This window comes from Asticcacaulis machinosus (assembly GCF_028550435.1).
In the GTDB taxonomy this organism is placed as follows: Bacteria; Pseudomonadota; Alphaproteobacteria; order Caulobacterales; family Caulobacteraceae; genus Asticcacaulis; species Asticcacaulis machinosus.
Genome location: NZ_JAQQKV010000003.1, coordinates 48214 through 70342, shown reverse-complemented (window position 1 = coordinate 70342; position 22129 = coordinate 48214). Strand labels below are relative to the sequence as shown.

General features: G+C 58.7%; 16 protein-coding genes. 11 read left to right on the top strand and 5 right to left on the bottom strand.

Going from position 1 to position 22129, the window contains the following annotated elements; translation table 11 throughout:
- Window positions 1-39: 39 nt before the first annotated feature.
- Together PQU98_RS13870 and nagA are read left to right on the top strand one after the other, a co-directional pair.
- Complete coding sequence (locus PQU98_RS13870; RefSeq protein ID WP_272745554.1) at window positions 40-1101, top strand: SIS domain-containing protein; 1062 nt, start codon at window positions 40-42, stop codon at window positions 1099-1101.
- Complete coding sequence (nagA, locus tag PQU98_RS13865) at window positions 1101-2249, top strand: N-acetylglucosamine-6-phosphate deacetylase (protein ID WP_272745553.1); 1149 nt, start codon at window positions 1101-1103, stop codon at window positions 2247-2249. The genes PQU98_RS13870 and nagA overlap by 1 nt, the downstream gene beginning before the upstream one ends.
- A 373-nt stretch (window positions 2250-2622) precedes the next feature.
- Here the strand turns inward: nagA and PQU98_RS13860 are convergent, their stop codons facing one another.
- Together PQU98_RS13860 and PQU98_RS13855 are read right to left on the bottom strand one after the other, a co-directional pair.
- A complete protein-coding gene (locus PQU98_RS13860; protein ID WP_272745552.1) occupies window positions 2623-3321 on the bottom strand; it encodes a TorF family putative porin in 699 nt (232 codons plus the stop codon).
- A 45-nt stretch (window positions 3322-3366) separates the two neighbouring features.
- Window positions 3367-4746, bottom strand: a complete 1380-nt coding sequence (locus PQU98_RS13855) for a dicarboxylate/amino acid:cation symporter (RefSeq protein ID WP_272745551.1) — start codon at window positions 4744-4746, stop codon at window positions 3367-3369.
- 204 nt (window positions 4747-4950) lie between these two features.
- Here PQU98_RS13855 and PQU98_RS13850 point away from each other — a divergent pair, with 204 nt between their 5' ends.
- From PQU98_RS13850 to PQU98_RS13835, 4 genes are all read left to right on the top strand, one after another.
- Window positions 4951-6657, top strand: a complete 1707-nt coding sequence (locus PQU98_RS13850) for a sensor histidine kinase (protein ID WP_272745550.1) — start codon at window positions 4951-4953, stop codon at window positions 6655-6657.
- Window positions 6654-7994 carry a sigma-54-dependent transcriptional regulator gene (locus tag PQU98_RS13845; RefSeq protein ID WP_272745549.1) on the top strand — a complete coding sequence of 447 codons (1341 nt, stop codon included), beginning with the start codon at window positions 6654-6656 and terminating at the stop codon, window positions 7992-7994. The genes PQU98_RS13850 and PQU98_RS13845 overlap by 4 nt, the downstream gene beginning before the upstream one ends.
- 145 nt (window positions 7995-8139) lie before the next feature.
- The gene (locus tag PQU98_RS13840) at window positions 8140-10941 is read left to right on the top strand and encodes a TonB-dependent receptor (RefSeq protein WP_272745548.1); all 2802 of its coding nucleotides are present in this window, start codon (window positions 8140-8142) and stop codon (window positions 10939-10941) included.
- Between the two features lie 186 nt (window positions 10942-11127).
- A complete protein-coding gene (locus tag PQU98_RS13835; RefSeq protein ID WP_272745547.1) occupies window positions 11128-12024 on the top strand; it encodes a LysR family transcriptional regulator in 897 nt (298 codons plus the stop codon).
- Between the two features lie 166 nt (window positions 12025-12190).
- Here the strand turns inward: PQU98_RS13835 and PQU98_RS13830 are convergent, their stop codons facing one another.
- Window positions 12191-14029, bottom strand: a complete 1839-nt coding sequence (locus tag PQU98_RS13830; RefSeq protein ID WP_272745546.1) for a DUF8034 domain-containing protein — start codon at window positions 14027-14029, stop codon at window positions 12191-12193.
- A gap of 15 nt (window positions 14030-14044) precedes the next feature.
- Window positions 14045-15394 carry an MFS transporter gene (locus tag PQU98_RS13825; protein WP_272745545.1) on the bottom strand — a complete coding sequence of 450 codons (1350 nt, stop codon included), beginning with the start codon at window positions 15392-15394 and terminating at the stop codon, window positions 14045-14047.
- Window positions 15395-15662: 268 nt separating this feature from the next.
- On the opposite strand from PQU98_RS13825, the gene kdgD reads away from it, so the two are divergent.
- Together kdgD and PQU98_RS13815 are read left to right on the top strand one after the other, a co-directional pair.
- A complete protein-coding gene (kdgD, locus tag PQU98_RS13820) occupies window positions 15663-16601 on the top strand; it encodes a 5-dehydro-4-deoxyglucarate dehydratase (RefSeq protein WP_272745544.1) in 939 nt (312 codons plus the stop codon).
- Entirely contained in the window at window positions 16601-18202 is a 1602-nt protein-coding gene (locus tag PQU98_RS13815) for a carboxylesterase/lipase family protein (RefSeq protein ID WP_272745543.1), read from the top strand. The genes kdgD and PQU98_RS13815 overlap by 1 nt, the downstream gene beginning before the upstream one ends.
- A gap of 87 nt (window positions 18203-18289) precedes the next feature.
- Here the strand turns inward: PQU98_RS13815 and PQU98_RS13810 are convergent, their stop codons facing one another.
- Window positions 18290-18715 (bottom strand): cupin domain-containing protein, encoded by a 426-nt coding sequence (locus tag PQU98_RS13810; protein WP_272745542.1) that lies wholly within the window; start codon window positions 18713-18715, stop codon window positions 18290-18292.
- 188 nt (window positions 18716-18903) lie between these two features.
- Between PQU98_RS13810 and PQU98_RS13805 the strand changes: the two genes are divergently transcribed.
- The 3 genes from PQU98_RS13805 to rfbF all read left to right on the top strand — a co-directional run bounded on the left by PQU98_RS13805 (window position 18904) and on the right by rfbF (window position 22127).
- On the top strand, window positions 18904-20034 hold the full coding sequence (locus tag PQU98_RS13805) for an NAD(P)/FAD-dependent oxidoreductase (RefSeq protein ID WP_272745541.1): 1131 nt from the start codon (window positions 18904-18906) through the stop codon (window positions 20032-20034).
- Between the two features lie 150 nt (window positions 20035-20184).
- Complete coding sequence (locus tag PQU98_RS13800) at window positions 20185-21228, top strand: NAD-dependent epimerase/dehydratase family protein (protein WP_272745540.1); 1044 nt, start codon at window positions 20185-20187, stop codon at window positions 21226-21228.
- Window positions 21229-21344: 116 nt separating this feature from the next.
- The gene (gene rfbF, locus PQU98_RS13795; RefSeq protein WP_272745539.1) at window positions 21345-22127 is read left to right on the top strand and encodes a glucose-1-phosphate cytidylyltransferase; all 783 of its coding nucleotides are present in this window, start codon (window positions 21345-21347) and stop codon (window positions 22125-22127) included.
- Window positions 22128-22129 lie beyond the last annotated feature (2 nt).

Sequence of the window (22129 nt, the reverse complement as noted above, 5' to 3'; positions counted from 1 at the left end):
CCCTGATTTAATACCGCCATTTTTAAAGAGTTTATCATAATGTCTGCTTCCCTTAGTCAGCCGCTGAAACGCCCCGAAGACACCCTGATGTTCCGTGAGGCCCGCGAAAGCGGTGAGGCCGTGGCGCGCTTTTTAGACACTAATCTTGAGACCATCGCCAGGATTGTGACGCGCCTTAAGGCCCATCCGCCGCGGTCGGTAACGACCTGCGCGCGCGGATCATCCGACCATGCCGCGACCTATGGCAAGTACCTGATCGAGACCCTGATCGGCATCCCGACCTCAACGGCGGCCCTGTCGGTGTCCTCCCTTTATGACTCTCCGGTCTTTGCCGCCGATACCCTGTGCATCGCCATCTCCCAATCGGGCCGCAGCCCTGACCTTCTGACCTCGGTTAAGGCCCACAAAGACTCCGGCGCGTTTGTGATCGCCCTCGTCAACGATTTCACCTCCCCGCTGGCCGAGCTGGCCGATGAAGCCCTGCCGCTATGTGCAGGCCCGGAACTGTCGGTCGCCGCCACCAAATCCTACATCACCTCCTTGGCAGCCCTGGCCGCCCTTGTCGCCCACTGGGCCGATCACACCGCCCTCAAAGACGGTGTAAACCGCCTGCCGCAACACCTGACGCAGGCGTTTGATCTGGACTGGTCAGGCGCTTTGGCCACCCTGACTGAGGCCCGCAATCTGTTCGTCATCGGGCGTGGCTACAGTTTTGCGGTCGCTCAGGAAGCCGCGTTGAAGCTTAAGGAAACCTGCGCCCTGCACGCCGAAGCCTTTTCCGCCGCCGAAGTCAGGCACGGCCCGATGGCGATTGTGGGTGAAGGCTTCCCCATCATCGCCTTTGCGCCGTCCGATAGCGCTGGCGATGATGTCCGCGCGGTTGCGACCGAATTTTCAGGCCGGGGGGCCGATGTCTGGCTGGCCGACACTAAGGGCCAAGGTGAGGGTCAGGGCAATCTGCCCGCCCTGGCCGCCGAAGCCGTCCTTGAACCGCTATTGATGGTCGCGTCGTTTTACCGGCTGGCCAATGCCCTCTCCATCGCGCGCGGACTTGATCCCGACAGCCCGCCGCATCTTAACAAAGTGACCCGCACTGTCTGATGTCTATTCATTTCACCAACGGCCAGATCCTTGGCCCCGATGGTTTTATAACCCATGCCGGCATCACGGTCGAAGGGGGCCTGATCAGCGCTACCGGCGACCTTAAAGGGGCTGAGATCATTGATCTTGACGGCGGCTACCTCCTGCCGGGCTTTATTGATACTCAGGTCAATGGCGGCGGTGGCGTGCTGTTCAACGATACGCCCGATGTCGCCACTATCGCCGCCATCGGTGACGCCCATGCCGCCTATGGCACGACCGGCTTCCTGCCGACCCTGATCAGCGACCGCATTGAGGTGATTGACGCGGCGATGCGCGCCGTTGAGCAGGCGATCCTAGAGGGCGTTCCCGGCGTGCTCGGCATCCATATCGAAGGCCCGTTCATCAGCGAGGCCCGCAAAGGTATCCATGACGCCAGCCTGTTTCGCACGCTTGACCCCGCGGCCAAGGCCCTGCTCAAAAGCCTGAAACGCGGTAAAACCCTCGTGACCCTGGCGCCGGAAACCTGCACCACCGAAGACATAGCCGAGCTAAGCGCCGCCGGGGTCATCATCGCAGGCGGCCATACGGACGCGACCTATGATGTCACCAAAGCCGCCATTGCGGCGGGTGTCACCGGCTTTACCCACCTGTTCAATGCCATGTCCCCGTTCGCCCACCGCGCCCCCGGCGTGGTCGGTGCGATTCTGGAAGATCAGACGACCTATGCCGGTCTGATACTGGATGGCCGCCATGTCCATCCGGCAGCCGTGCGCGTCGCCCTTAAAGCCCGCCCCAAAGACCGCTTCATGCTGGTCACCGACGCCATGCCCACCGTGGGCGCCACGACCAAGACTTTTATGCTGAACGGCCAGACCATCCATGTCGAAGACGGCGTGTGCGTCGGGCCTGATGGAACCTTGGCGGGATCGGATCTCGATATGGCCACAGCGTTAAGATACGCGGTCACTGAGGTCGGAACCACCGTGACCGAGGCCGCGGTTATGGCCGCAACCTCACCTGCCGCTTTCATGAAGCTGTCGCACCTGACCGGTACAATTTCAGCCGGTCATAAGGCTGATCTGGTCTGGCTTGATCGTGATTTACAGGTGCGCGGGGTGTGGCGCGCCGGTGTCCGGCATCAGGCAAAAACCCTCACGATGGTCTGACTGCTCAGGCCTTTACTTAACTCAAGTCTGGGAACTCACGAAGCGTTTACCCCGTCTCCCACAGGGTTTTCGAGTCCTCAGACCCTTGGCGCATCCTCCTTGAGCGGAGGGTGCGCTCTTTTTTTATGCGCTTTATTTTACCGCATTTTTTAACGACGAACTGGCGTCCACTTCGTTGAAAATGCTCCAGGCTGTAGTGACAGAACTTTCGCGATATTTCTCCTCCCTACGCAGTGGGGAGGTGCCGAGGTTACGAGGCGGAGGGGTATCTTTTCTGCCATGAACACCCCTCCGTCAGCCCTTTGGGCTGCCACCTCCCCACGGCGTAGGGAGGAGAAAATGATTGTTTTAAATCTTAAATTGTCATCACGCCCTAGAATTTTTTCGACAGGGTGATGAAGGTTGAGCCCGCATATTTATCGCCTAAGTCCGCCTTATCGGTTTCGGTATAGGTCAGGCTGGCGTTCAGGGTCTTGGTCACCGCATAGGTCGCCCCCGCCAGATAGCTGGTGTAGTCGGTGCCGTGCTCAACATGGCGAAAGCCGTTGGCGGCCTGAAGGCTGAGGCGGGAGGTGAGTTTATAATCCACGCCGATCTCGACAAAGTTCGCCTGCTTGGCGCGGTTGCCGTAGTTATCGGGACTATAGGCCAGATTGAGTTTGCCGGTCAGCTTATCCGACAGCTTGCGGCTTAAGTTCACCTCATATTCCATGAACTCATCGTCGATACCGGGGCGCACACCGTTATATTGCTTATAGATGGCGCGGGCGGTGATATCGGTGCCTTTGACCTTAGTTTTATAGCCGATCAGGGCTTGGGTCTGATTATCGACGCCAGTGGTGCGGTCGCGCATTGACTTAAACAGGGTGCCGATAAAGACCTTGCCATAGGCGACCTGCGCACCGGCGATATATTGCGGCAGGCCCTCGGTCTGGCTGACGCCGCGGTAAATGCCGTCGGTTAAGACCTTGGCCTCTGCCGAAAACTTCACGGTTTCGGCCTGAGCGGACAGTGGCAGGGTGAGCGCGGCGATGGTGGCAGATAAAGCAATAGCCTTGATTGAAGCCGGCATGATTTCCTCCTGAGTTACTTTGTTATGATTGAGAATAAGCCGGGATTAATCCGCGCTTTTTTCACCCAGTTGCACACCGGCGGGGGCACCGTGGATGGCCAGAACCGGCTCGGCTTCGATCACCGGCTTGCCACTAAGAGCGGCGCGGAAGGTGTCCATATCGACCGACTTTTCCCATCTCGACACGACGACGGTGGCCACCGCATTGCCGATAAAGTTGGTCAACGAACGGCACTCTGACATAAAGCGGTCGACGCCTAAGATAATGGCCATACCGGCAATCGGCACGGTGGGGACGACCGACAGGGTGGCCGCCAGTGTGATAAACCCGGCACCTGTTACACCGGCCGCACCCTTGGACGACAGCATGGCGACCGACAGCAGCAGCAGTTGCTGCTCCAGCGTCAGGTGGGTGTTGGTGGCCTGCGCGATAAACAGGGCGGCCAGAGTCATGTAGATGTTGGTGCCATCCAGATTGAACGAATAGCCAGTGGGGACGACCAGACCCACGACGGAGCGCTTACAGCCCGCCTGCTCCATCTTTTCCATCAGGCTCGGCAGGGCCGATTCCGACGACGATGTGCCTAAGACCAGCAGCAGTTCGGCCTTAAGATAGGCGATCAGCTTAAAGATCGAGAACCCGTTGGCCGCACAGACCGCGCCCAGAATGACGATGACGAACAGGGCTGAGGTCGCATAAAACGTACCGACCAGTGCCGCCAGATTGACGATCGAGGCGATGCCGTACTTACCGATGGTGAAGGCAAAGGCGCCGAACGCACCGATCGGCGCGGCCTTCATCAGGATGTGGACCATGCGGAAAACGGCGTGGCTGAGGGTTTCCAGCATGTTGACCAGAGGCTTTGCTTTTTCGCCGATAAAGATCAGAGAAATCCCGAACAGAATGGCGATAAACAGCACCTGCAGGATGTTGCCGTCGACAAAGGCCGAGGTAAAGGTGGTGGGGATAATGCCCATCACAAACCCGATCAGGGTCGAGTCATGGGCCTTGGCGGCATATTCGTCGACCTTGGCATCATGCAGGGTGGCCGGGTCGATATTCATGCCGTGGCCGGGCTGAACCACATTGGCGACGATCAGGCCGACAATCAGGGCCAGCGTCGAAAAGGTCAGGAAATAGCCAAATGCCTTGGCCGTGACCGAACCCACCCCTTTGAGTGAGCCCATGCCGGCAATGCCGGTGACGATGGTCAGGAAAATGACCGGGGAGATGATCATCTTGACCAGCTTGATGAAGCCATCGCCCAGCGGTTTGAGCGCTTCGCCGGTTTGCGGGTAAAAATGGCCGATGGCCGCGCCCAGTACAATGGCGATCAGCACCTGAAAATAGAGGTGGGTATAGAACGGCTTTTTCTTCGGGGGCTCGGTCGCGGTAAGGGCGTCTGAGGGGGTAGACATAAGCATGGCAATGTTCCTCAACCTGTGTGGGACGGTTTTTTGTTAAGGATCAGTTTATGCCTGTGATGCGCGGCGGCAATTGTACGGGCGCATTTTGTTAGCACATTGAATATGCTTGATATTGTCATGTTACGCGTGAATATTTGTGCGAAAATCCGCACACCCTAAATCTTCGTTGTGCGATTTTCCGCCAAGGCGTATGATCGGGATATGGATATACCGCGTCTGAATATCGCTGCGTTACCCCTGCGTTTGTGGGCTGGGATAGGCTGTGCGCTGCTGGCCGCCGTGGCGCTGTTTGTGACCTATGACCTGACCCGGCGCAGCGCCTTGGATGACCTGAAACGTGAGGCGCGGGTGACGGCGCAGTTGCGGGTGGCGGTTCTGCAAAGTGAGCTGGATAAACAGCGTGCCGTGCCGGTTATTCTGGCTGACGACAGTGATGTCGTGGCCGCGTTGCGCAGCCCCGATCCGACCCGCTTTGTGCGTATTTCGCAAAAGCTGGAGCGCCTGCGTCAGGAAACCCGCGGGGCGGTGATTTATCTGATCAACGATAAAGGCGTGGCCGTGGCGGCCAGCAACTGGGCCCTGCCGGTCTCGTTTGTCGGATCAAACTACGGCTTTCGCCCCTATTTCCGGCAGGCCATGAAAGATGGCGTGGCCGAACAGTTCGCGCTCGGCACCGTCAGCCGAAAGCCGGGCCTTTACATGGCCCACAGGGTAAGTGATGGCGGGCGGGCGATCGGGGTCGTGGTTGTCAAGATGGAGTTTGACGGTATCGAAGCCAGTTGGGCGCAATCACCACAACCCTCCTATGTCACGGATGCTGATGATAAGGTGGTGCTGACCGCCCGTCAGGATCTGCGCTTTAAGCTCAAACCGCCGGTGCGCAATGACGAGTTTGTAACAGCGGTGGCTGTGCCGGTCGATAGCTGGCGGTTACAGGTCGTAAGCTCTGCCCGTCCGGCGCTTGATATGGCGCGCAATACCACCCTGATGCTGGCGCTGGCGCTGGGGCTTATTGCCATACTCATCATCTGGCAGTGGCGGCGCGTGCGGTTGAAGCAGGCGCAAGGGCTAGTGGCCGCCGCTCGCGAAGCCGAATACCGCCAGCGCCTTGAAGGTGATGTCGAGGCCCGCACCCGTGAGATCAGCATCACTAATGCGCGGTTGTCGGCGGAAATTCACGACCGGCGCGACGCTGAGCGCCGCCTGAGCAGCCTGCAGGCCGATCTGGTTCAGGCCAATAAACTGGCCAGTCTGGGCCAGATCACCGCCGGCGTGGCCCACGAAATCAATCAACCGGTCGCCACTATTCGCATACTGGCCGACACCAGCGTGAAACTGATCGGCGTAGCCAAGGCACGGGCGATGCTGAGTGACAACCTGGATAAAATCATCCGCATGTGTGAGCGCATCGGCCATATTACCGGCGAACTGCGGACCTTTTCGCGTAAGGCAACGGGCGAAGTTGAGCCCGTGCCGCTACAGGATACGGTCATGTCATCCATCCTGCTGAACCAGAGCCGTTTGCATGAAAACCGCGTGGCCCTGATCTGCGATCCGATCGATCCGGCGCTTAAGGTGATGGCCGGGCGCATCCGGCTGGAACAGGTTCTGGTCAACCTGCTGCAAAACGCCTTTGAAGCGCTGGAGAACACACCCAATCCGACCGTGCGCCTGACGGTTAAGGTGGCGGACGGCTGGGTGACACTTAAGGTCATCGACAATGGCCCCGGCCTCAAACCCGAAGTGCTGGATCAGTTATTTACGCCGTTTGTGACGACCAAGCCCAAGGGGCTGGGGCTCGGCCTCGTCATCGCCCACGATATCTTACGCGATTTTGGCGGCGACCTGAGCGCGGAAAGCACGGATGCAGGGGCGACCTTTATCCTCAGATTAAAGGTCGCGACATGACCGGCAATGTCATTTTCATCGATGATGACGCTGATCTTTTATCCGCGCAGATGCAAGCGCTGGAACTGGACGGGTTTTCGGTGCGCGGCTTTGCCAATGCGCCCGACGCATTAAAGGTCATTACCTCAGCTTTCGATGGGGTAATCGTCACCGATGTGCGTATGCCGCGCATGGACGGGCTTACCCTGTTCAAACGGGTGCGCGACATTGATCCCGAATTGCCGGTGATCCTGATGACCGGCCACGGCGATGTGCCGATGGCGGTGCAGGCGCTGAAAGATGGCGCCTATGATTTTATCTCAAAGCCGTTTGCCCGCGATGACCTGATCCAGTCGGTCCGCCGCGCGCTTCAGACCCGCGACCTGGTTATGGAAAACCGGCAATTGCGTCAGGCCCATGCGGCCCTGCTCGACCGCGAAAATCCGGCCCAGAACCTGTTGTTGGGCGAATCGCCCGCCATGACCTACCTGAAGCAGGTGGTGGTGCGGGTGGCCGAGGCCGATGTCGATGCCCTGATCACCGGCGACACCGGCGTGGGGAAAGAACGGGTCGGGCGCGCCCTTCACGCCTTGAGTGCGCGTAAGAACCGGCCGTTTGTCCATATCGGCTGCGCCACCCTCACCGAAGACAGTTTTCAGCCGGAACTGTTCGGTATTGAGGCCGGACACCGTCCGGGTGCGGCGCGGGTCATTGGCCGGTTTGAGCGCGCCAACAAAGGGACCGTGTTTCTGGATGAGGTGGAAGGTTTAAGCCTGTCGCAGCAGGCCAAGCTGCTGCGGGTGCTGGAAACGCGCGAAATCTGGCCGGTTGGCTCTGAAAGCCCGCGCAGTCTGGATATACGCGTCGTGGCTGCCACGCGCACCGATCTGACCCAAAGCGTAAAGGACGGTCAGTTTCGCGCCGATCTCTGTTACCGCTTAAGCGGGGTTTCCTTACGCGTACCGCCATTGAGTGAACGCGGCGATGATATCCGGCTTTTGTTTCAGCATTTCCTTTTGAATGCGGCGACGCGCCTGAACCGGCCGCCGCCAAAGCTTACTCAGACCACTCAGGCCTATCTCAGCCGTCACGACTGGCCCGGCAATGTGCGCGAACTGGAGCAGTTTGCTGAACTATGCGCCCTTGGTCTCGATAGCGCACATCTGCCTGCCGACACTAACGCTCTGGGGCTTGCTGAGCAGGTCAGCAGGTACGAAGAGGCGGTCCTGCGTGAGACCTTAAGCCAGTACGCAGGCAATGTCCGTGAGGTCATCTCGGCCCTGAAACTGCCGCGCAAAACCTTTTACGACAAGATCACCCGCTACGGCATTTCACTCGATACCTATCGGGGCCAATAGGCCCGCTTCATTCCGCTTCGCGCATTGATTCATGCCCGATTGGAATTCGCTCCCTTTGAAAAACGGCATATGATCCTCCCATAACAAGATAGCAGGGATGCCAAATACGCATCGAACACCCTGCTCTACAGGTAAGGAAAGCCATATGTTGAAATCAGGGAATGGGGAGGCCCGTCACGGCCTCCTGCGGAGTGTATCGCTTATCGGGCTGCTGCTGGCCAGCGCCGCGCCGGTCATGGCACAGGACGCAGCACCCGCGGCCGAAGATGATGTTACCGAAGTTGTCGTTACCGGCTTTCGTGGCTCGCTGCAAAGCGCCATCCGCGCCAAGCGGTTTGAGAGCGGCGTGGTTGATTCCATCAAGGCCGAAGATATCGCCGACTTCCCCGACCTGAATCTTGCGGAATCGCTGCAACGTATTCCGGGGGTGGCCATCACCCGCGCCAATGGCGAAGGCCGCCAGATTTCGGTGCGTGGCTTAGGCTCTGAATATACCCGTGTCCGTGTCAACGGCATGGAAGCCATCGCCACCACCGGCGGCACGGTCAATTCCGGCGGCACCAACCGCACCCGCGGCTTTGACTTTAATATGTTCGCCTCGGAACTGTTTAATTCGTTGAGCGTGCGCAAGACCGCCTCGGCCGATGTCGAAGAAGGCTCATTAGGCGCCACGGTCGATCTGCAAACCGCCCGCCCGTTTGACTATAAGGATGATCAACTCGTTGTCTCGGCTCAGGCCAGCTACAATGATCTGGCCCGCGATGTGCAACCGCGTGTGACCATGATGGGCAGCCGCCGCTGGGCCGATGGCCGTCTGGGGGCGCTGTTTTCGGTCGCTTATGAGAAGCGCCATATCCTTGAGGAAGGCGCCAATATCACCCGCTGGAGTGCGGGCGGTGCCAACGGCGGGTTCAACACCCAGTCGACCGTTGCGGGCTATACCATTGCCGAAATTAATAACACCAGCGCCACCACCGGCATTTTTCACCCGCGCCTGCCGTCCTATGTCAGCTACGACATCAATACCGAGCGTCTGGGCCTGACCGGTTCGTTCCAGATGCGCCCATCGGATGATACGCTGGTTACGTTTGATGTGCTCTATTCTGATGTGAAAACCACACGCGGTGAGCATCAGCTTCAGGCCATCGGCCTGAGCCGCAGCGGTACGGGTAAGCCGCAAACTATTATCCGCAGCGGCATCGTCGAAGGCCGTAATCTGGTTCAGGCCACGATGGACAATGTCGATCTGCGCACCCAGACGGCGTGGGATGAGATGGAGACGGAGTTCACCCAGTATACCCTCACCCTGACCCATAATTTCAGTGATCGTCTGCGCGGCGGGGTCATCGCCGGTCATTCGCAGTCGGAGTTTTCAAACCCCGTCTCGACCATCATCACCTTTGATCGCGCCAATACGCAGGGCTACAGCTACGACTTCCGCTCACGTATGCCGGCGATTAATCTGAACTTCGACGCCACCAACCCGGCCAACTGGGCGATGACCAATGGCACGTCTGAGGTGCGTATCCGCCCGAACTTCGTCACCAACGCCTTTGCCAATGCCAAGGCCTATCTGGAATATGATTTCACCGACAATTTCACCGTCAAGGGCGGGATCGACTACCGCAAGTTCACCTTTGACTCGCGTGGCTATTACCGCACGTCCGAGACCCTCACCAACACCCTGTCGGCCAACGATCTGGCGGCGGTGTCGGAAGTCTTCTCAGGCTTTGGCCGCAACCTGGATCAGCCATCGGGCAATGCCACAGCATGGTTGGCGCCTGACCTGAACAAGTTTGCCGAAAAGTACGACATCTATTGCAATTGCGGCATCTACGCCCTGACCGGCACGGCCAATTCCTCGGCGCGCGGCCAGTGGATAAATGTCCGCGAAGCCAATACCGGGGCCTATCTACAGGCCGATTTCAAGTTCAACGCCTTTGGCCTGCCGTGGCGCGGTGATGCGGGTGTGCGTCACGTCAAGACGGATCAGCATGCCGGGGGTTACGCTTCGACCGGCTCGGGTGCCAATCTCCAGATCGAGTGGGTAGAATCCAAGCGTAGCTACGACATGACCCTGCCATCGGGCAATCTGGCCGCCGACCTGACCGACGATGTGGTCTTGCGCATCAGTGCCGCCGAAACCATCGCACGGCCGTCTATTTCAGGGCTGACCCCCGGTGGAAATGTCTCTATCCAGGGCTCGAACTACTCCTATTCGCGCGGCAATCCTGACATAGAACCGACCAAGTCGAAAAACCTCGACCTGTCTCTGGAATGGTATCCGGCGCCCAATTCGCTCTTTGCCGCCGGTCTGTTCTACAAAAAGATCGACACCTTCGTACAAACCGTAGTCGAGCGTATCCCGTTTGATCAACTGGGCCTGCCGCTGTCGCTGCTGACCCCGACCAATACGTCGCCGACCGAGATTTTCAACGTCAGCCAGCCGTTCAACAGCCCCGGCGGTGAGTTGAAAGGGTTCGAGATCAATGCTCAGCAGCAACTCGATTTTCTGCCCGGTTTCTGGGCCAATTTCGGGGTGCTGGCCAACTACACCTATGTCGATTCCAGCATCGATTATCTGACCTCGACCTCGGCCAATGCCGCCGTGGTCAATGAGACCCTGATCGGCCTGTCCAAGAATGCGGCCAACTTCACTATCTACTATGAAACCGAAAAATTCTCGGTACGCGGATCGGCGGCCTATCGTGAGGGCTATCTGACCGCCGTTCCGGCCCCCGACGGCAACAGCGTCGCCGGTACCAATGAAACCCTGAACTTCGACATGCAGGCGTCATATAGCGTGACGCCGAAGTTGAAGCTCAGCCTGGAGGGCATCAACCTGACCGATGAATTCAACGATCAGTATGTTGATGCCTCCAACCGTCTGAATGTCCGTAGCCATACGGGCCGTCAGGTCTTCCTCAGTGCGCGTTACAGCTTCTAGCTTTTAGTATCGTGTTCTCTTCCCTATCTCCGGGCGTCTCCCCGTAGGCCCGGCGAAACTCAAGCGCGGCTGCATATAGATGGCAGCCGCGCCTTTTTTCTTTTTAGGATCATGTCCTTGCCAGCCCCCATCCGTCTTGTTAGCCTTGCCCCCAATAAGCTCCAAAATAGGATGCCGCAGGGAAGCATGTTCGAACTCAGTCAGATACGATGTTTCGTCACCGCCGCCGAAGAACTGCATTTCGGACGGGCGGCGGCCCGGCTCAACATGACCCAGCCGCCCCTCAGCCGCCAGATTCAGGTGCTGGAGCGCATCTTGGGCGTGCCGCTGTTTGAGCGCACCAGCCGCAGCGTAAAACTGACCCCCGCAGGAAGAGTATTCCTGCCCGAAGCGCGCCGCATTGTCTGGCTGGCCGAAAGTGCGACCCTTGCCGCCCGCAAGGTGGCGCAGGGCGATGCCGGCCGGATTGGTATCGGCTTTACCGCCGTCTCCGGCTACAGCTTCCTGCCGCAGATCGTGGCCCAGGCACGGGCGCGGCTGCCGAACATCGAGCTTGATCTGCGCGAAATGGTCTCAAATCAGCAGGTCGAAGCCCTGCAAACCGGCCTGATCGATATCGGTTTTCTGCGTCAACCGCTGGAGCGCAATGAGTTTGAGTCTGAGCGCGTCGTGTCCGAAGGGCTGGTGGCCGCCCTGCCGACCGGCGATGCGCGCCTGACCGAGCCGGAACTGACGCTGAAAGCCTTTGATGGCTCGCCGCTGATCATGTATTCGCGCGAAGGGGCCAGCTATTTTCACAACATGCTGCTGTCGCTGTTTGCGGAGGCCAAGGTCACGCCGGACTATGTGCAGCAGGTGACCCAGATCCATTCCATGCTGGGGCTGGTGCGCGCAGGACTGGGGATCGCCATCGTCCCGCGCACAGCCATGAGCCTGCAATTTTCCGACGTCCATTACCGCGATATTGCCACCACCCCCGCCACACCGGTTGAGCTTTATATGGTCTGGCGTCGCGGCAACAGCAATCCGGCCCTGACGCCGGTGCGAACCTTGTGCGCCGAAGTCGCGCCCAAAACGGTTTAAGCCTATACCTCCCTGGCTATGCCGGGGAGGAGGGAGGCCGAAGGCCGGAAGGTGGGGTATCTTGCAGAGGTTCAACGGCCTCTGTCGTAAGGAAGCAAGCCCCCCACCACCATTCGCATACGCTCATGGCACCCCTCCCCAACGTGTTGGGGAGGTATAATAGGTATCACACCCGATCCCACGGATGGGACAGGGTCGGCGCATTGACATGGCGGCGCATATCGAACCGGACGTCTGCCCCGCTGCCGGGGGCCAGTTCCAGCGTGACCTGATTGGACTCAATGGCGGTTTTCGTGGCCCCAACATCCATCGACGCAAACTGATGCTCGCCATAGCCGCCAGCCTGTATCGTCACAGTCCGCGCCCGAAACGGGTGGGTGTTGACCAGAGTTACGGTCGTTGTGGTATCGGTTAGTTCACTGACCAGAGCCGCCACATCTTCGGGGATACCGGCCCTGCGTTTGACCGGATCGAAATAACGCAGGCGGGCATAGAGCAGCGCCCCGCCCTGCGGTGCTGACGTCTTTGACCAGGTCGGCCGCGCAATATGGATCGCCCCGCACATCAGGTGCAGCAACTGCGTCACCGTCGCCGGATTGAACTTCAGCAGCGCATCGGCCAGACGGGTCTCTTTGGTCGTCGTGTCCTTACCCAGCGTATCCATTTTCTTGCGCACGGTCTCCAGTGTGTCGCGCAGGGCCGTGACCGGATAACCGGCGTTTTGGCCCGCCAGATATTGCACCCACGGATGGTTGGTATCGGCGCGCGCATAGTCGCTTGGGCGCATTGACATGTACCAGATATCGAGCCCGTTAGTGCGATACGGGCCGGGCTTATAGCTATAGGGGCCGTCTTTGCCGAACATGGTCGGCACCATCGACACACCGTCGACTATCTTCGCCTGCGCATTGATGGCGTCGGTCTGATCGCGCCAGACCTGAAGATATTTGTCATCGCCGGTCAGAAGGTACGCGTTCAAAAAGGCCACAATCGCGCGCGGCACGCGGTTGCGGTCTTCGCGCTTGCCCGTTACCGGATCGACCGGCGAAAAGCTCCAGCCGTAGACATTGCCGTACCATGCTTTTTCCGGCCCGCCGATGCGGCCTTTCAGGTCGACGAAGCTTGGGAAAATACCGTTATTGCGACGGGCGCGCTCGATCCAGGCATCCAGATAGCGGGTGATCCAGTCGCGATATTTGCGCTCACCGGCCACCATATAGCCATTCATGACCAGACTGGTCGCCTGAAGATTTAAGGGGCTATCACCGACCACATCGGTATATTCGACATAGTGATCGAGCGTTTCCTGATAGGTCGTCTCCCCGTGCTCCATGAAAAAGCCGGTCGGGTCGAACGGATCACCGGCCCAGTCGAGCGCTGTGGCTTTGCGCAGCAACGGGCCCTTTGAGCCGTTGATCATTGACCGCATCAGTTTGCGGCGCGGATCATAGTTGGGGGCGGTCTTGTCTTCGCCGGTATAAAAGCCGGAAAAGCGGCGGGCGCGATCCTGAAACGCCGGATCGTGTGGTGCTGACAGCCCCATCAGGTTAAACACCGACAGCCCTTCCGACAGGTGCTGCCAATCATTCATGACCGGAAATTCGCGGTAGTACATGCCGTCGCGCGCAATTTCGGTCTCGACCGTTTTCAGCTCAGAATACTGCTTGAGGTGCCCTTCCCACGCCTTTCTGTAAAGCTCAAGCACCCGGTCAGACCCGCCCAGCGCATGAAGATGCGGCCAGTCGTTGCAGTTCTCAATCGCATCGTCCGGCCCGTCATTGGCGCCCCAGCGCTCAAAGCACTGGAAATAGCCGCGGTCATCGAAATAGCGGTTATAGAACCATTCGACCGCCTCGCTCTGAACCCTTAAGGCCTCGCGTTGCAGCAAGGCCCACTCCGGCGGGGGCATTGGGGTGTTGATGCTGTGGGCCGCAGCCCGCGTGACAGGCAAGGTGGTGAAGGCAGCCGCAGCCGTGGCCCCCAGCAGGAAATGACGACGGTTCATACTAATGCTCAGACCTCACGACATCTTCAGGCGTTCGATCTTACCCGTAATCAGCCCAAAGGCCAGCATGGTGACGATGCAGTGAAGACCGACATAGATCAGCGCACCATCGAACGATCCGGTGGCCGCCACGATGTAGCCGATAACGATGGGGGTAACGATTCCCGCCGTATTGCCGAACATGTTGAACACCCCGCCCGCCAGACCGATATATTCGCGGGGTGCCACATCCGACACCACCGCCCAGCCCAGAGACGCCACGCCCTTACCGAAAAAGGCGACCGCCATCAGGGTGATGATCAGCCATTCCTGATCGACATAGGCGCAGGCAATGATGGACAGTGCCAAGGTCATGCCAATGAAGATCGGGGTTTTGCGCGAGGCGCTGACATTGCCGGATTTTTTGAGCAGATAGTCCGACAGGAACCCGCCGACCAGCCCGCCGATAAATCCGCACAGGGCCGGTGCGGCCGCCGCAAAACCGGCCTGCATGATATTCAGGCCGCGCTCCTTGACGAGGTAGATCGGGAACCACGTCACAAAGAAATAGGTCAGCACATTGATGCAATACTGCGCCAGATAGATGCCCAGCAGCATCCGGTTGGTTAGCAGCACCTTAAGGCGTGCGAAGCTGAAACCCGCCTTATCACCTTTGGCCTTGGCCTCCATGCTGACGGCGCCGCCGTCCTTCATGATCGCCAGTTCGCCGGCATTGACCATCGGGTGCTTTTCAGGACTCTGGATAAATTTGGCAAAGGCAAACGCGGCCACCAAACCCAGCGCACCCATGACGTAAAACACCGCCCGCCAGCCGAAATCATGCACCAGCCATGACATCAGGGGCGCAAAGGCAACCAGGGCGAAATATTGCGCTGAGTTAAAAATGGCTGACGCCGTACCGCGCTCGGACGCCGGAAACCAGGCCGCCACGATGCGGGCATTGCCGGGAAAGGATGGCGCTTCGGCCAGACCGACCAGAAACCGCAACACAAATAACGACCCGACAATCGACAGCCCGCCGATCAATCCGACAAAGCCCTGAAACGCTGTGAAGATCGACCACAGGGCAATCGCCCCGACATAGACCCGCTTGACGCCAAACCGGTCCAGCAAGGCCCCGCCGGGAATTTGGGCGGCCACATAGGCCCAGCCAAATGCCGACAGGATAAAGCCCATATCTACCGGCGACAGGCCCAAGGCCTCGGACGCCGACGCCCCCGCGATCGAAAAGGTCGACCGGTCGGCGTAATTGATAGTCGTGATAATAAACAGAAACGCAATCAGCCAGTAACGGACATGCGTGGGTTTTGTGGGGGCGGCAGCACGGCTTTTCGCCTGCGCATCGCGGGTAATATCCTGGGGCATGGTTTTCTCACTGTATTCATACCGGCCGTGTATCGCTGATGGCGACCCGGCCCCTTGTTGATGACAGTAAGACATAGTTTTGAGAGCTTGGGGAGGGTTTGATTGCGCCGTTCATTGCGTTGCACGCATTGATCGATACCGCCTTTGGCTTGGACGGGCGCGCAGCCGATCATTAGCGTTGATGTCACCGGGTAATGCGTCAGGTCTTAATGTCCCGCGACCGCAATCATACCCCAAAAAATCAAATTTAAGTACACGGAGGCCGGTAATGGCAGGCATCAGCCCAAAGGAAATGGCACAGACAATCGGAACCGGACTGTTGTCCTTTCCGGTTACGCATTTCGACAGCGATAACAAATTTGACGAAGCCCCCTACCGCGACCACTGCGCATGGATGCTGGAAAAACCGCTGGCCGGATTGTTCGCCGCCGGTGGCACGGGAGAGTTCTTTTCGCTCAGCCTGACCGAAGTGCGCAATGTCGTGGCCGCCGCCGTTCAGGAAACCAAAGGCAAGGTGCCGGTCGTGGCCGGTTGCGGTTACGGCACCCAGATCGCGGTTGAACTGGCCCAATCGGCTGAACAAAGCGGCGCGGACGGTATTTTGCTGCTGCCGCCCTATCTGATCAGCGGCAAGCAGGACGGCTTTGAGGCCCACATTGATGCGGTCTGCAAATCGACCAAGTTGGGCGTCATCGTCTATAACCGCGACAACGGCATTATCGAAGACGAAGCTCTGGCGCGGCTGTGTGACCGCAACCCGAATCTGGTCGGCTACAAAGACGGCGTTGGCGATATTGAACTGATGACCCGCATCTATACCCGCATGGGCGATCGCCTGACCTATATCGGCGGATTGCCAACCGCAGAAACCTTTGCCGCCCCCTATCTCAAGCTGGGCGTCACCACCTATTCGTCGGCGATTTTCAACTTCCTGCCCGACTGGGCGCTCGACTTCTATAAGGCCGTGCGCGCCGAAGATCAGGCGGCGGTTCTGGCGGGCCTGCGTGATTTTGTCATGCCCTACATCGCCCTGCGCAACAAAGGTAAGGGCTATGCCGTCTCGATCGTCAAGGCCGGCATGACCGCCATTGGCCGCCCCGCTGGTCCGGTGCGCACGCCGCTCAGCGATCTGGATGAGGCCGAAATGGCCGAACTGACCGCCCTGATTGCACGGGTACAGCCTTCCGCGCTAAAGAGCGCAGCCTGATGCAATTGCCGCGCCGCCAGGTCATCGGGGGCGCGGTCGCCCTCGGTGCGGCCATAGCCTCCGGACAGGCCCGATCGGCTCCCCCCAACCCACCGATCGTCCCTACTCTGTTCGGAAGGGTGCGTGGCCGCACCGAGCGCAACATTCATGTCTTCAAAGGGATAAGGTACGGGGCCGATACAGCGCCTTATCGGTTTCAGCCACCGCGCCCGCCACAACCGTGGACAGGGGTGCGCGACGCCTTTGACTATGGCCCCGCCTGCCCTCAACGCAGCGCCAAAGGTGCGGTCAGCGAAGACTGCCTGTTTCTCAATATCTGGACGCCTGCCCTGAAAGACGGCGGCAAGCGTCCGGTGCTGGTCTATCTGCACGGCGGCGCCCATGCTTCTGGCGACGGGTCATCCCCGCTGTATGACGGTGTTAATCTGGCCCGCCGCGGCGATGTGGTGGTGATTACCCTCAACCACCGCCTCAATGTATTTGGCTATGGCTATTTCGCGCGTTTAGGCGCGACAATCGGTGATGAGGATTTCGACTATTCCGGCAATGTCGGCCACCTCGATATCATTCAGGCGCTGACGTGGGTGCGTGACAATATCGCGGAGTTTGGCGGCGATCCGTCCAATGTCACCCTGTTCGGGCAATCGGGCGGGGGCGGCAAGATCGTCGGCCTTATGGCCATGCGTGCCGCCGATGGCCTGTACCGTCAGTGCCTGACCATGAGCGGCCAGCATGTCACGGCGTCAGCCCCACTCAATGCCACCCGCCGGGCCGAGGCCTATCTGAAGACGCTTAATCTAACGCCGGATCAGGTGTCGCAACTGAAAACCCTGCCGGTTGAGGCTCTGGTCAAGGCCCTGGATACGCCCGACCCGATCGTGGCCCGCGATAAGGTGCTGTTTGCGGCCACGCTTGATTTCAAAACCCTGTCCCGCCATCCGTTTTACCCCGATGCGCCGGAGGAAACGGCGCAGGTGCCGCTGATTATCGGCAACACCCTCCATGAAACGGCCGCCTTTATGCGCGGCACTATGATTGCCAACGACACGACGTGGGATAATCTGCCGGCGCGTTTGGCCAAAGAAATGCTGGTCGATATCTCACCCGAATATGTCATCGCCCATTACCGGCAATGGTATCCGGATATGACCCCGACCGAGGTTTTGCGCGCCGCGGCCACGGCGGGTCGAAGCTGGCGCCCGCACCTTATTCAGGCCGAAGCGCGCGGTGCTAAATCTACCCCGACCTGGATGTATCAGCTTGATTTCGGCTCGCCCCTGCATGGCGGACGGCTGGGGGCCTATCATGGCTACGATATCGGGCTGATCTTTGACAATATCAATGTGCCGGAAGCGGGTGTCGGCACGACGCCGGAGCAGATCGCGGCGGCACAAAAGGTGGCCGATATTTTGAGCACTATGCTCATTCAGTTTGCCCGTACCGGTAATCCGCAAAATGCCCTGATCCCTGAGTGGCCGCGCTATGAACTGACCAACCGCGCGACCCTGATCGTCGATCAGTCGCCACACATCGAAAACGATCCGCGCGCTCAGGAACGGCAACTCTTTGCCACCGTCCCCTATACTAAGCCGGGCACTTAATTTTTGTCGCGCATCTTATCCAAAAACCCCAGATACTAAGAATGCACACTTTTTGGCTTCGCCGAACTTCGTTTGGGATGCGCTTGCCTACTTCGTCCGCTCAGCCAGCGGGTAGGAAATAATCAGGGTCAGCGGCTCTGTGCCAACCTGTTTAATACCGACATTGGCGCCGGTATAGAGATAGGCCGCCATGCCGGAGGTCAGGGTTTTCGTCTCCCCGTCGGATGTCACTTCACCGGTGCCGGACAGCACATAATAGACTTCATCGTGATTGATCGGATGCAGGCCGATGGCCGAGCCGACATGCAGGATGCGCTTACGGAACTCCATATTGCGCTTAGGGGCCTGATCGCTGATGCGGTAGGACGTGCTGAGGCCGATCTTGCCGTGCGGATTGGGCTCAACCTTTTCGATCTTAGCCTCATCGACGACCACCATCGGCGGTAGTTCGCCCGCCTGAGCCACGCCGGCCGCCAGCAGGCCCAGCGATACCAAAACACAGTGCAAACGCATGATTTTTCTCCCTGATAAAGTTGCCACTATAGCCGACAGTCTGGCCTGATATCCATGCTGTTGATGAATGGTTTCATTCGCCTGAACGATAAATACGGCGATACTCACTAAGCCTGTGGCATAAAAGTTGAAACCCGCATTGCTATTGATACGGTCAGACGAACACATAAAGGGAAAACGACACGCTTATGGATCAGCTTGATACAGTTGTCATAGGTGCCGGTGTGGTGGGTCTGGCGGTCGGGCGCGCACTGGCCTTGCGCGGACACGAAACGCTTATTCTGGAAGCCGAAGATCATTTCGGCACCCAGACCTCTTCGCGCAACAGCGAAGTTATCCATGCCGGAATCTATTATCCGCCGGCTTCTCTCAAGGCTAAGCTCTGCCGTGAGGGCCGCATCCAGCTTTATGACTATGCCAAAAGCCGCAACATTGAGTTTAACGCCTGTGGTAAACTGCTGGTGGCGACCACCGAGGCGGAACTGCCCAAACTCGAAGCTATCGCCGAAAATGCCCGCTTAAGCGGCGTACACGATCTGATCCGGCTATCCGCGGATGAGGCTCATGCCCTGGAGCCCGAAGTGGTCTGTGTGGGGGGGTACCTGTCGCCCTCTACCGGCATTATTGATGTGCATGGCTTTATGCTGGCCCTGTTGGGGGATTTTGAAAATGCCGGGGGCACACTGGTGTGCGGTACACCGGTCGTAAGCTGGTCGGTTGAGGCCAATGGCTTTGTCATTGAAACGGGCGGTGCCGATCCGATGACGCTTAGGGCGCGCCGGGTGATCAATGCCGCCGGCCACGGAGCGCCGCGCCTGCTTCAGGGCTTGAGCGCCTATGCCCCGCCCTGCCCTCAGTATTTTGCCAAGGGCAATTACTTTTCGCTGTCGGGGCGCGCGCCGTTCAAGCGGCTGGTCTATCCTATGCCCGAAGCCGCCGGTCTTGGCGTTCATGCGACGATCGACCTGAGCGGTCGTGTCCGGTTCGGGCCGGATGTTGAATGGGTGGCCCATGATCAGGATCTGAAAGTTGATCCTGCCCGCGCAGATGCCTTTGCCACGGCCATCAGACGCTACTGGCCAAGTCTGCCTGAGGGCGCATTGATACCCGACTATGCCGGTATCCGCCCCAAGATACACGCCCCTGATCAGCCCATGCCGGATTTTCGCATCGAAGGGCCGGACCGTCACGGCATTAATGGCCTGATTAACCTGCTGGGCATAGAAAGCCCCGGCATGACGTCGGCGCTGGCTTTGGCTGATTATGTGACCCACATGATCGCCAGAACTGACAAAGCATCGGTAATTGCGGAAATATGAAATCCTTAACACTGTTATTTAAGGGTTTTTGAAGCATTTTGCGTCATGTCAGGTATGAGTTTTGCATTGCACATAAATTAAAGCTTTCGCGCCTGATAATTGTCGCGAAATGATCCATTTTACCTAGAGGCGCGAAGGGGTTGGTGCCAAATGAAAATTTTAATTGCCGGAAACATGGGTTATGTCGGCCCTGCCGTGGTGCGTCACCTGCGCGCCACCCATCCTGATGCGGTTTTGCACGGGTTTGACAACGCCTATTTCGCCCATTGCCTGACCGGCAGCGTGACCTTGCCGGAGCGGGCGCTGGATGAGCAGTTTTACGGCGATGTCCGCACCCTGTCGGCGGAGCGCCTGAGCGGCTATGACGCGGTGGTTGAACTGGCCGCCATCTCGAATGATCCGATGGGCAATCAGTTTGAAGCCGTGACCTTTGACATCAATCAGGGCTGCGTGGTGTCTATCGCCAAGGCCGCCGCTGCGGCTGGCGTCAAAAACTTCGTCTTTGCCTCAAGCTGCAGCGTCTACGGCATTGCCGCCGGTGGCCCGCGCAGTGAGACCGATCCGCTTAATCCGATTACCGCCTATGCCAAGTCCAAGATCGGTGCCGAAGGGGAACTATCCGCGCTTGACACCGATATGGTGATCACCTCGCTTAGGTTTGCCACAGCCTGCGGCATGTCGGATCGTCTGCGTCTCGATCTGGTGCTGAATGACTTTGTGGCCTGCGCCCTGTCGCAAGGGGAAATCACGGTATTGTCCGACGGTTCACCGTGGCGGCCGCTGATCGATGTGGCGGACATGGCCCGCGCCATCGACTGGGCGGCGACCCGCGCCGCCGACAACGGCGGGCAGTATCTGGCCATCAATGCCGGCTCCAACGACCGCAACTATCAGGTGCGCGATCTGGCCAAGGCCGTATCCGAAGCCGTACCCGGCACCAAGGTTTCAATCAATCTGGATGCGCCCGCCGACAGCCGCTCCTATCAGGTCTGTTTCGACCTTTATAAAACACTGGCCCCGAACCATCAGCCGCAGGTCAGCCTGAAACACTCGATCGAGAACCTGATCGAGGGTCTGACCCGCATGAACTTCAAGGATAGCCAGTTCCGCAATTCCGAGCTTATGCGCCTGAAAGTCCTTCAGGGGCACATATCGCAAAACCGTCTGAACATGGCGCTTGAGTGGCAATCCTGAAATACGCAGTCCACAATTGGGCCCACAATTCATCAGTATAAGCGTTCCCATCCTTAGCTGCACCCCAATAAGCCTTAGTCATCCGGGGATGCTCAAAAAACCGCAAAGGGAAAATAGTGGTAAAAGTGGCATTACTGGCCGGGGGCTTTGGCACCCGCCTGAGCGAAGAGACCAGCATCCGGCCAAAGCCTATGGTCGAAATCGGCGGCAAGCCGATCATGTGGCACATCATGAAGCTGTATGCCCATTACGGGCTGAACGATTTTGTCGTCCTCGGCGGCTATAAGGTCGAGTTTATTCGCGACTATTTCCTGCGTTATCAGTCGATGGTCAGTGATTTCACCATCGATCTGGGCACCGGCAAGGTCGACTGGCTGGAGGCCCGCACCGAAAACTGGCGCGTCACCGTGCTCGACACCGGCCCCGACACCATGACCGCAGGCCGCATCAAGCGCGCTCAGGCTCATCTGGGCAATGAAACCTTCTGCCTGACGTACGGCGACGGCGTGTCCGATGTGAATATTGCCGAACTGCTTGAGTTCCATAAGGCTCAGGGACGCTGGTGCACCGTCACCGCCGTCACCCAACCCGGCCGCTTCGGGGCGCTGGCCCTGTCAGATGACCGCACCCAGGTACGCGGCTTCCGCGAGAAAGGCAGCCATGACGGCGGCCTGATCAACGGCGGTTTTTTTGTGTGCGAACCGGAAATTTTTAGCGTCATCGATGGCGATCACCAGATGTGGGAAGAAGCTCCGATGGACCGGATCGTTGAGGCCGGGCAATTGTCCAGCTATCATCACCACGGCTACTGGCAGAGCATGGATTCCCTGCGTGACAAGATGACCCTCGAAGGGATCTGGTCGTCGGGCAAGGCCCCTTGGAAGGTGTGGAAAGACTGAGC

Excerpts from the sequence above, each read along its gene's own strand:
- PQU98_RS13870 (WP_272745554.1), top strand. The coding sequence starts at position 40 with ATGTCTGCTTCCCTTAGTCAGCCGCTGAAACGCCCCGAAGACACCCTG.
- nagA (WP_272745553.1), top strand. The coding sequence starts at position 1,101 with ATGTCTATTCATTTCACCAACGGCCAGATCCTTGGCCCCGATGGTTTT.
- PQU98_RS13860 (WP_272745552.1), bottom strand. The coding sequence starts at position 3,321 with ATGCCGGCTTCAATCAAGGCTATTGCTTTATCTGCCACCATCGCCGCG.
- PQU98_RS13855 (WP_272745551.1), bottom strand. The coding sequence starts at position 4,746 with ATGCTTATGTCTACCCCCTCAGACGCCCTTACCGCGACCGAGCCCCCG.
- PQU98_RS13850 (WP_272745550.1), top strand. The coding sequence starts at position 4,951 with ATGGATATACCGCGTCTGAATATCGCTGCGTTACCCCTGCGTTTGTGG.
- PQU98_RS13845 (WP_272745549.1), top strand. The coding sequence starts at position 6,654 with ATGACCGGCAATGTCATTTTCATCGATGATGACGCTGATCTTTTATCC.
- PQU98_RS13840 (WP_272745548.1), top strand. The coding sequence starts at position 8,140 with ATGTTGAAATCAGGGAATGGGGAGGCCCGTCACGGCCTCCTGCGGAGT.
- PQU98_RS13835 (WP_272745547.1), top strand. The coding sequence starts at position 11,128 with ATGTTCGAACTCAGTCAGATACGATGTTTCGTCACCGCCGCCGAAGAA.
- PQU98_RS13830 (WP_272745546.1), bottom strand. The coding sequence starts at position 14,029 with ATGAACCGTCGTCATTTCCTGCTGGGGGCCACGGCTGCGGCTGCCTTC.
- PQU98_RS13825 (WP_272745545.1), bottom strand. The coding sequence starts at position 15,394 with ATGCCCCAGGATATTACCCGCGATGCGCAGGCGAAAAGCCGTGCTGCC.
- kdgD (WP_272745544.1), top strand. The coding sequence starts at position 15,663 with ATGGCAGGCATCAGCCCAAAGGAAATGGCACAGACAATCGGAACCGGA.
- PQU98_RS13815 (WP_272745543.1), top strand. The coding sequence starts at position 16,601 with ATGCAATTGCCGCGCCGCCAGGTCATCGGGGGCGCGGTCGCCCTCGGT.
- PQU98_RS13810 (WP_272745542.1), bottom strand. The coding sequence starts at position 18,715 with ATGCGTTTGCACTGTGTTTTGGTATCGCTGGGCCTGCTGGCGGCCGGC.
- PQU98_RS13805 (WP_272745541.1), top strand. The coding sequence starts at position 18,904 with ATGGATCAGCTTGATACAGTTGTCATAGGTGCCGGTGTGGTGGGTCTG.
- PQU98_RS13800 (WP_272745540.1), top strand. The coding sequence starts at position 20,185 with ATGAAAATTTTAATTGCCGGAAACATGGGTTATGTCGGCCCTGCCGTG.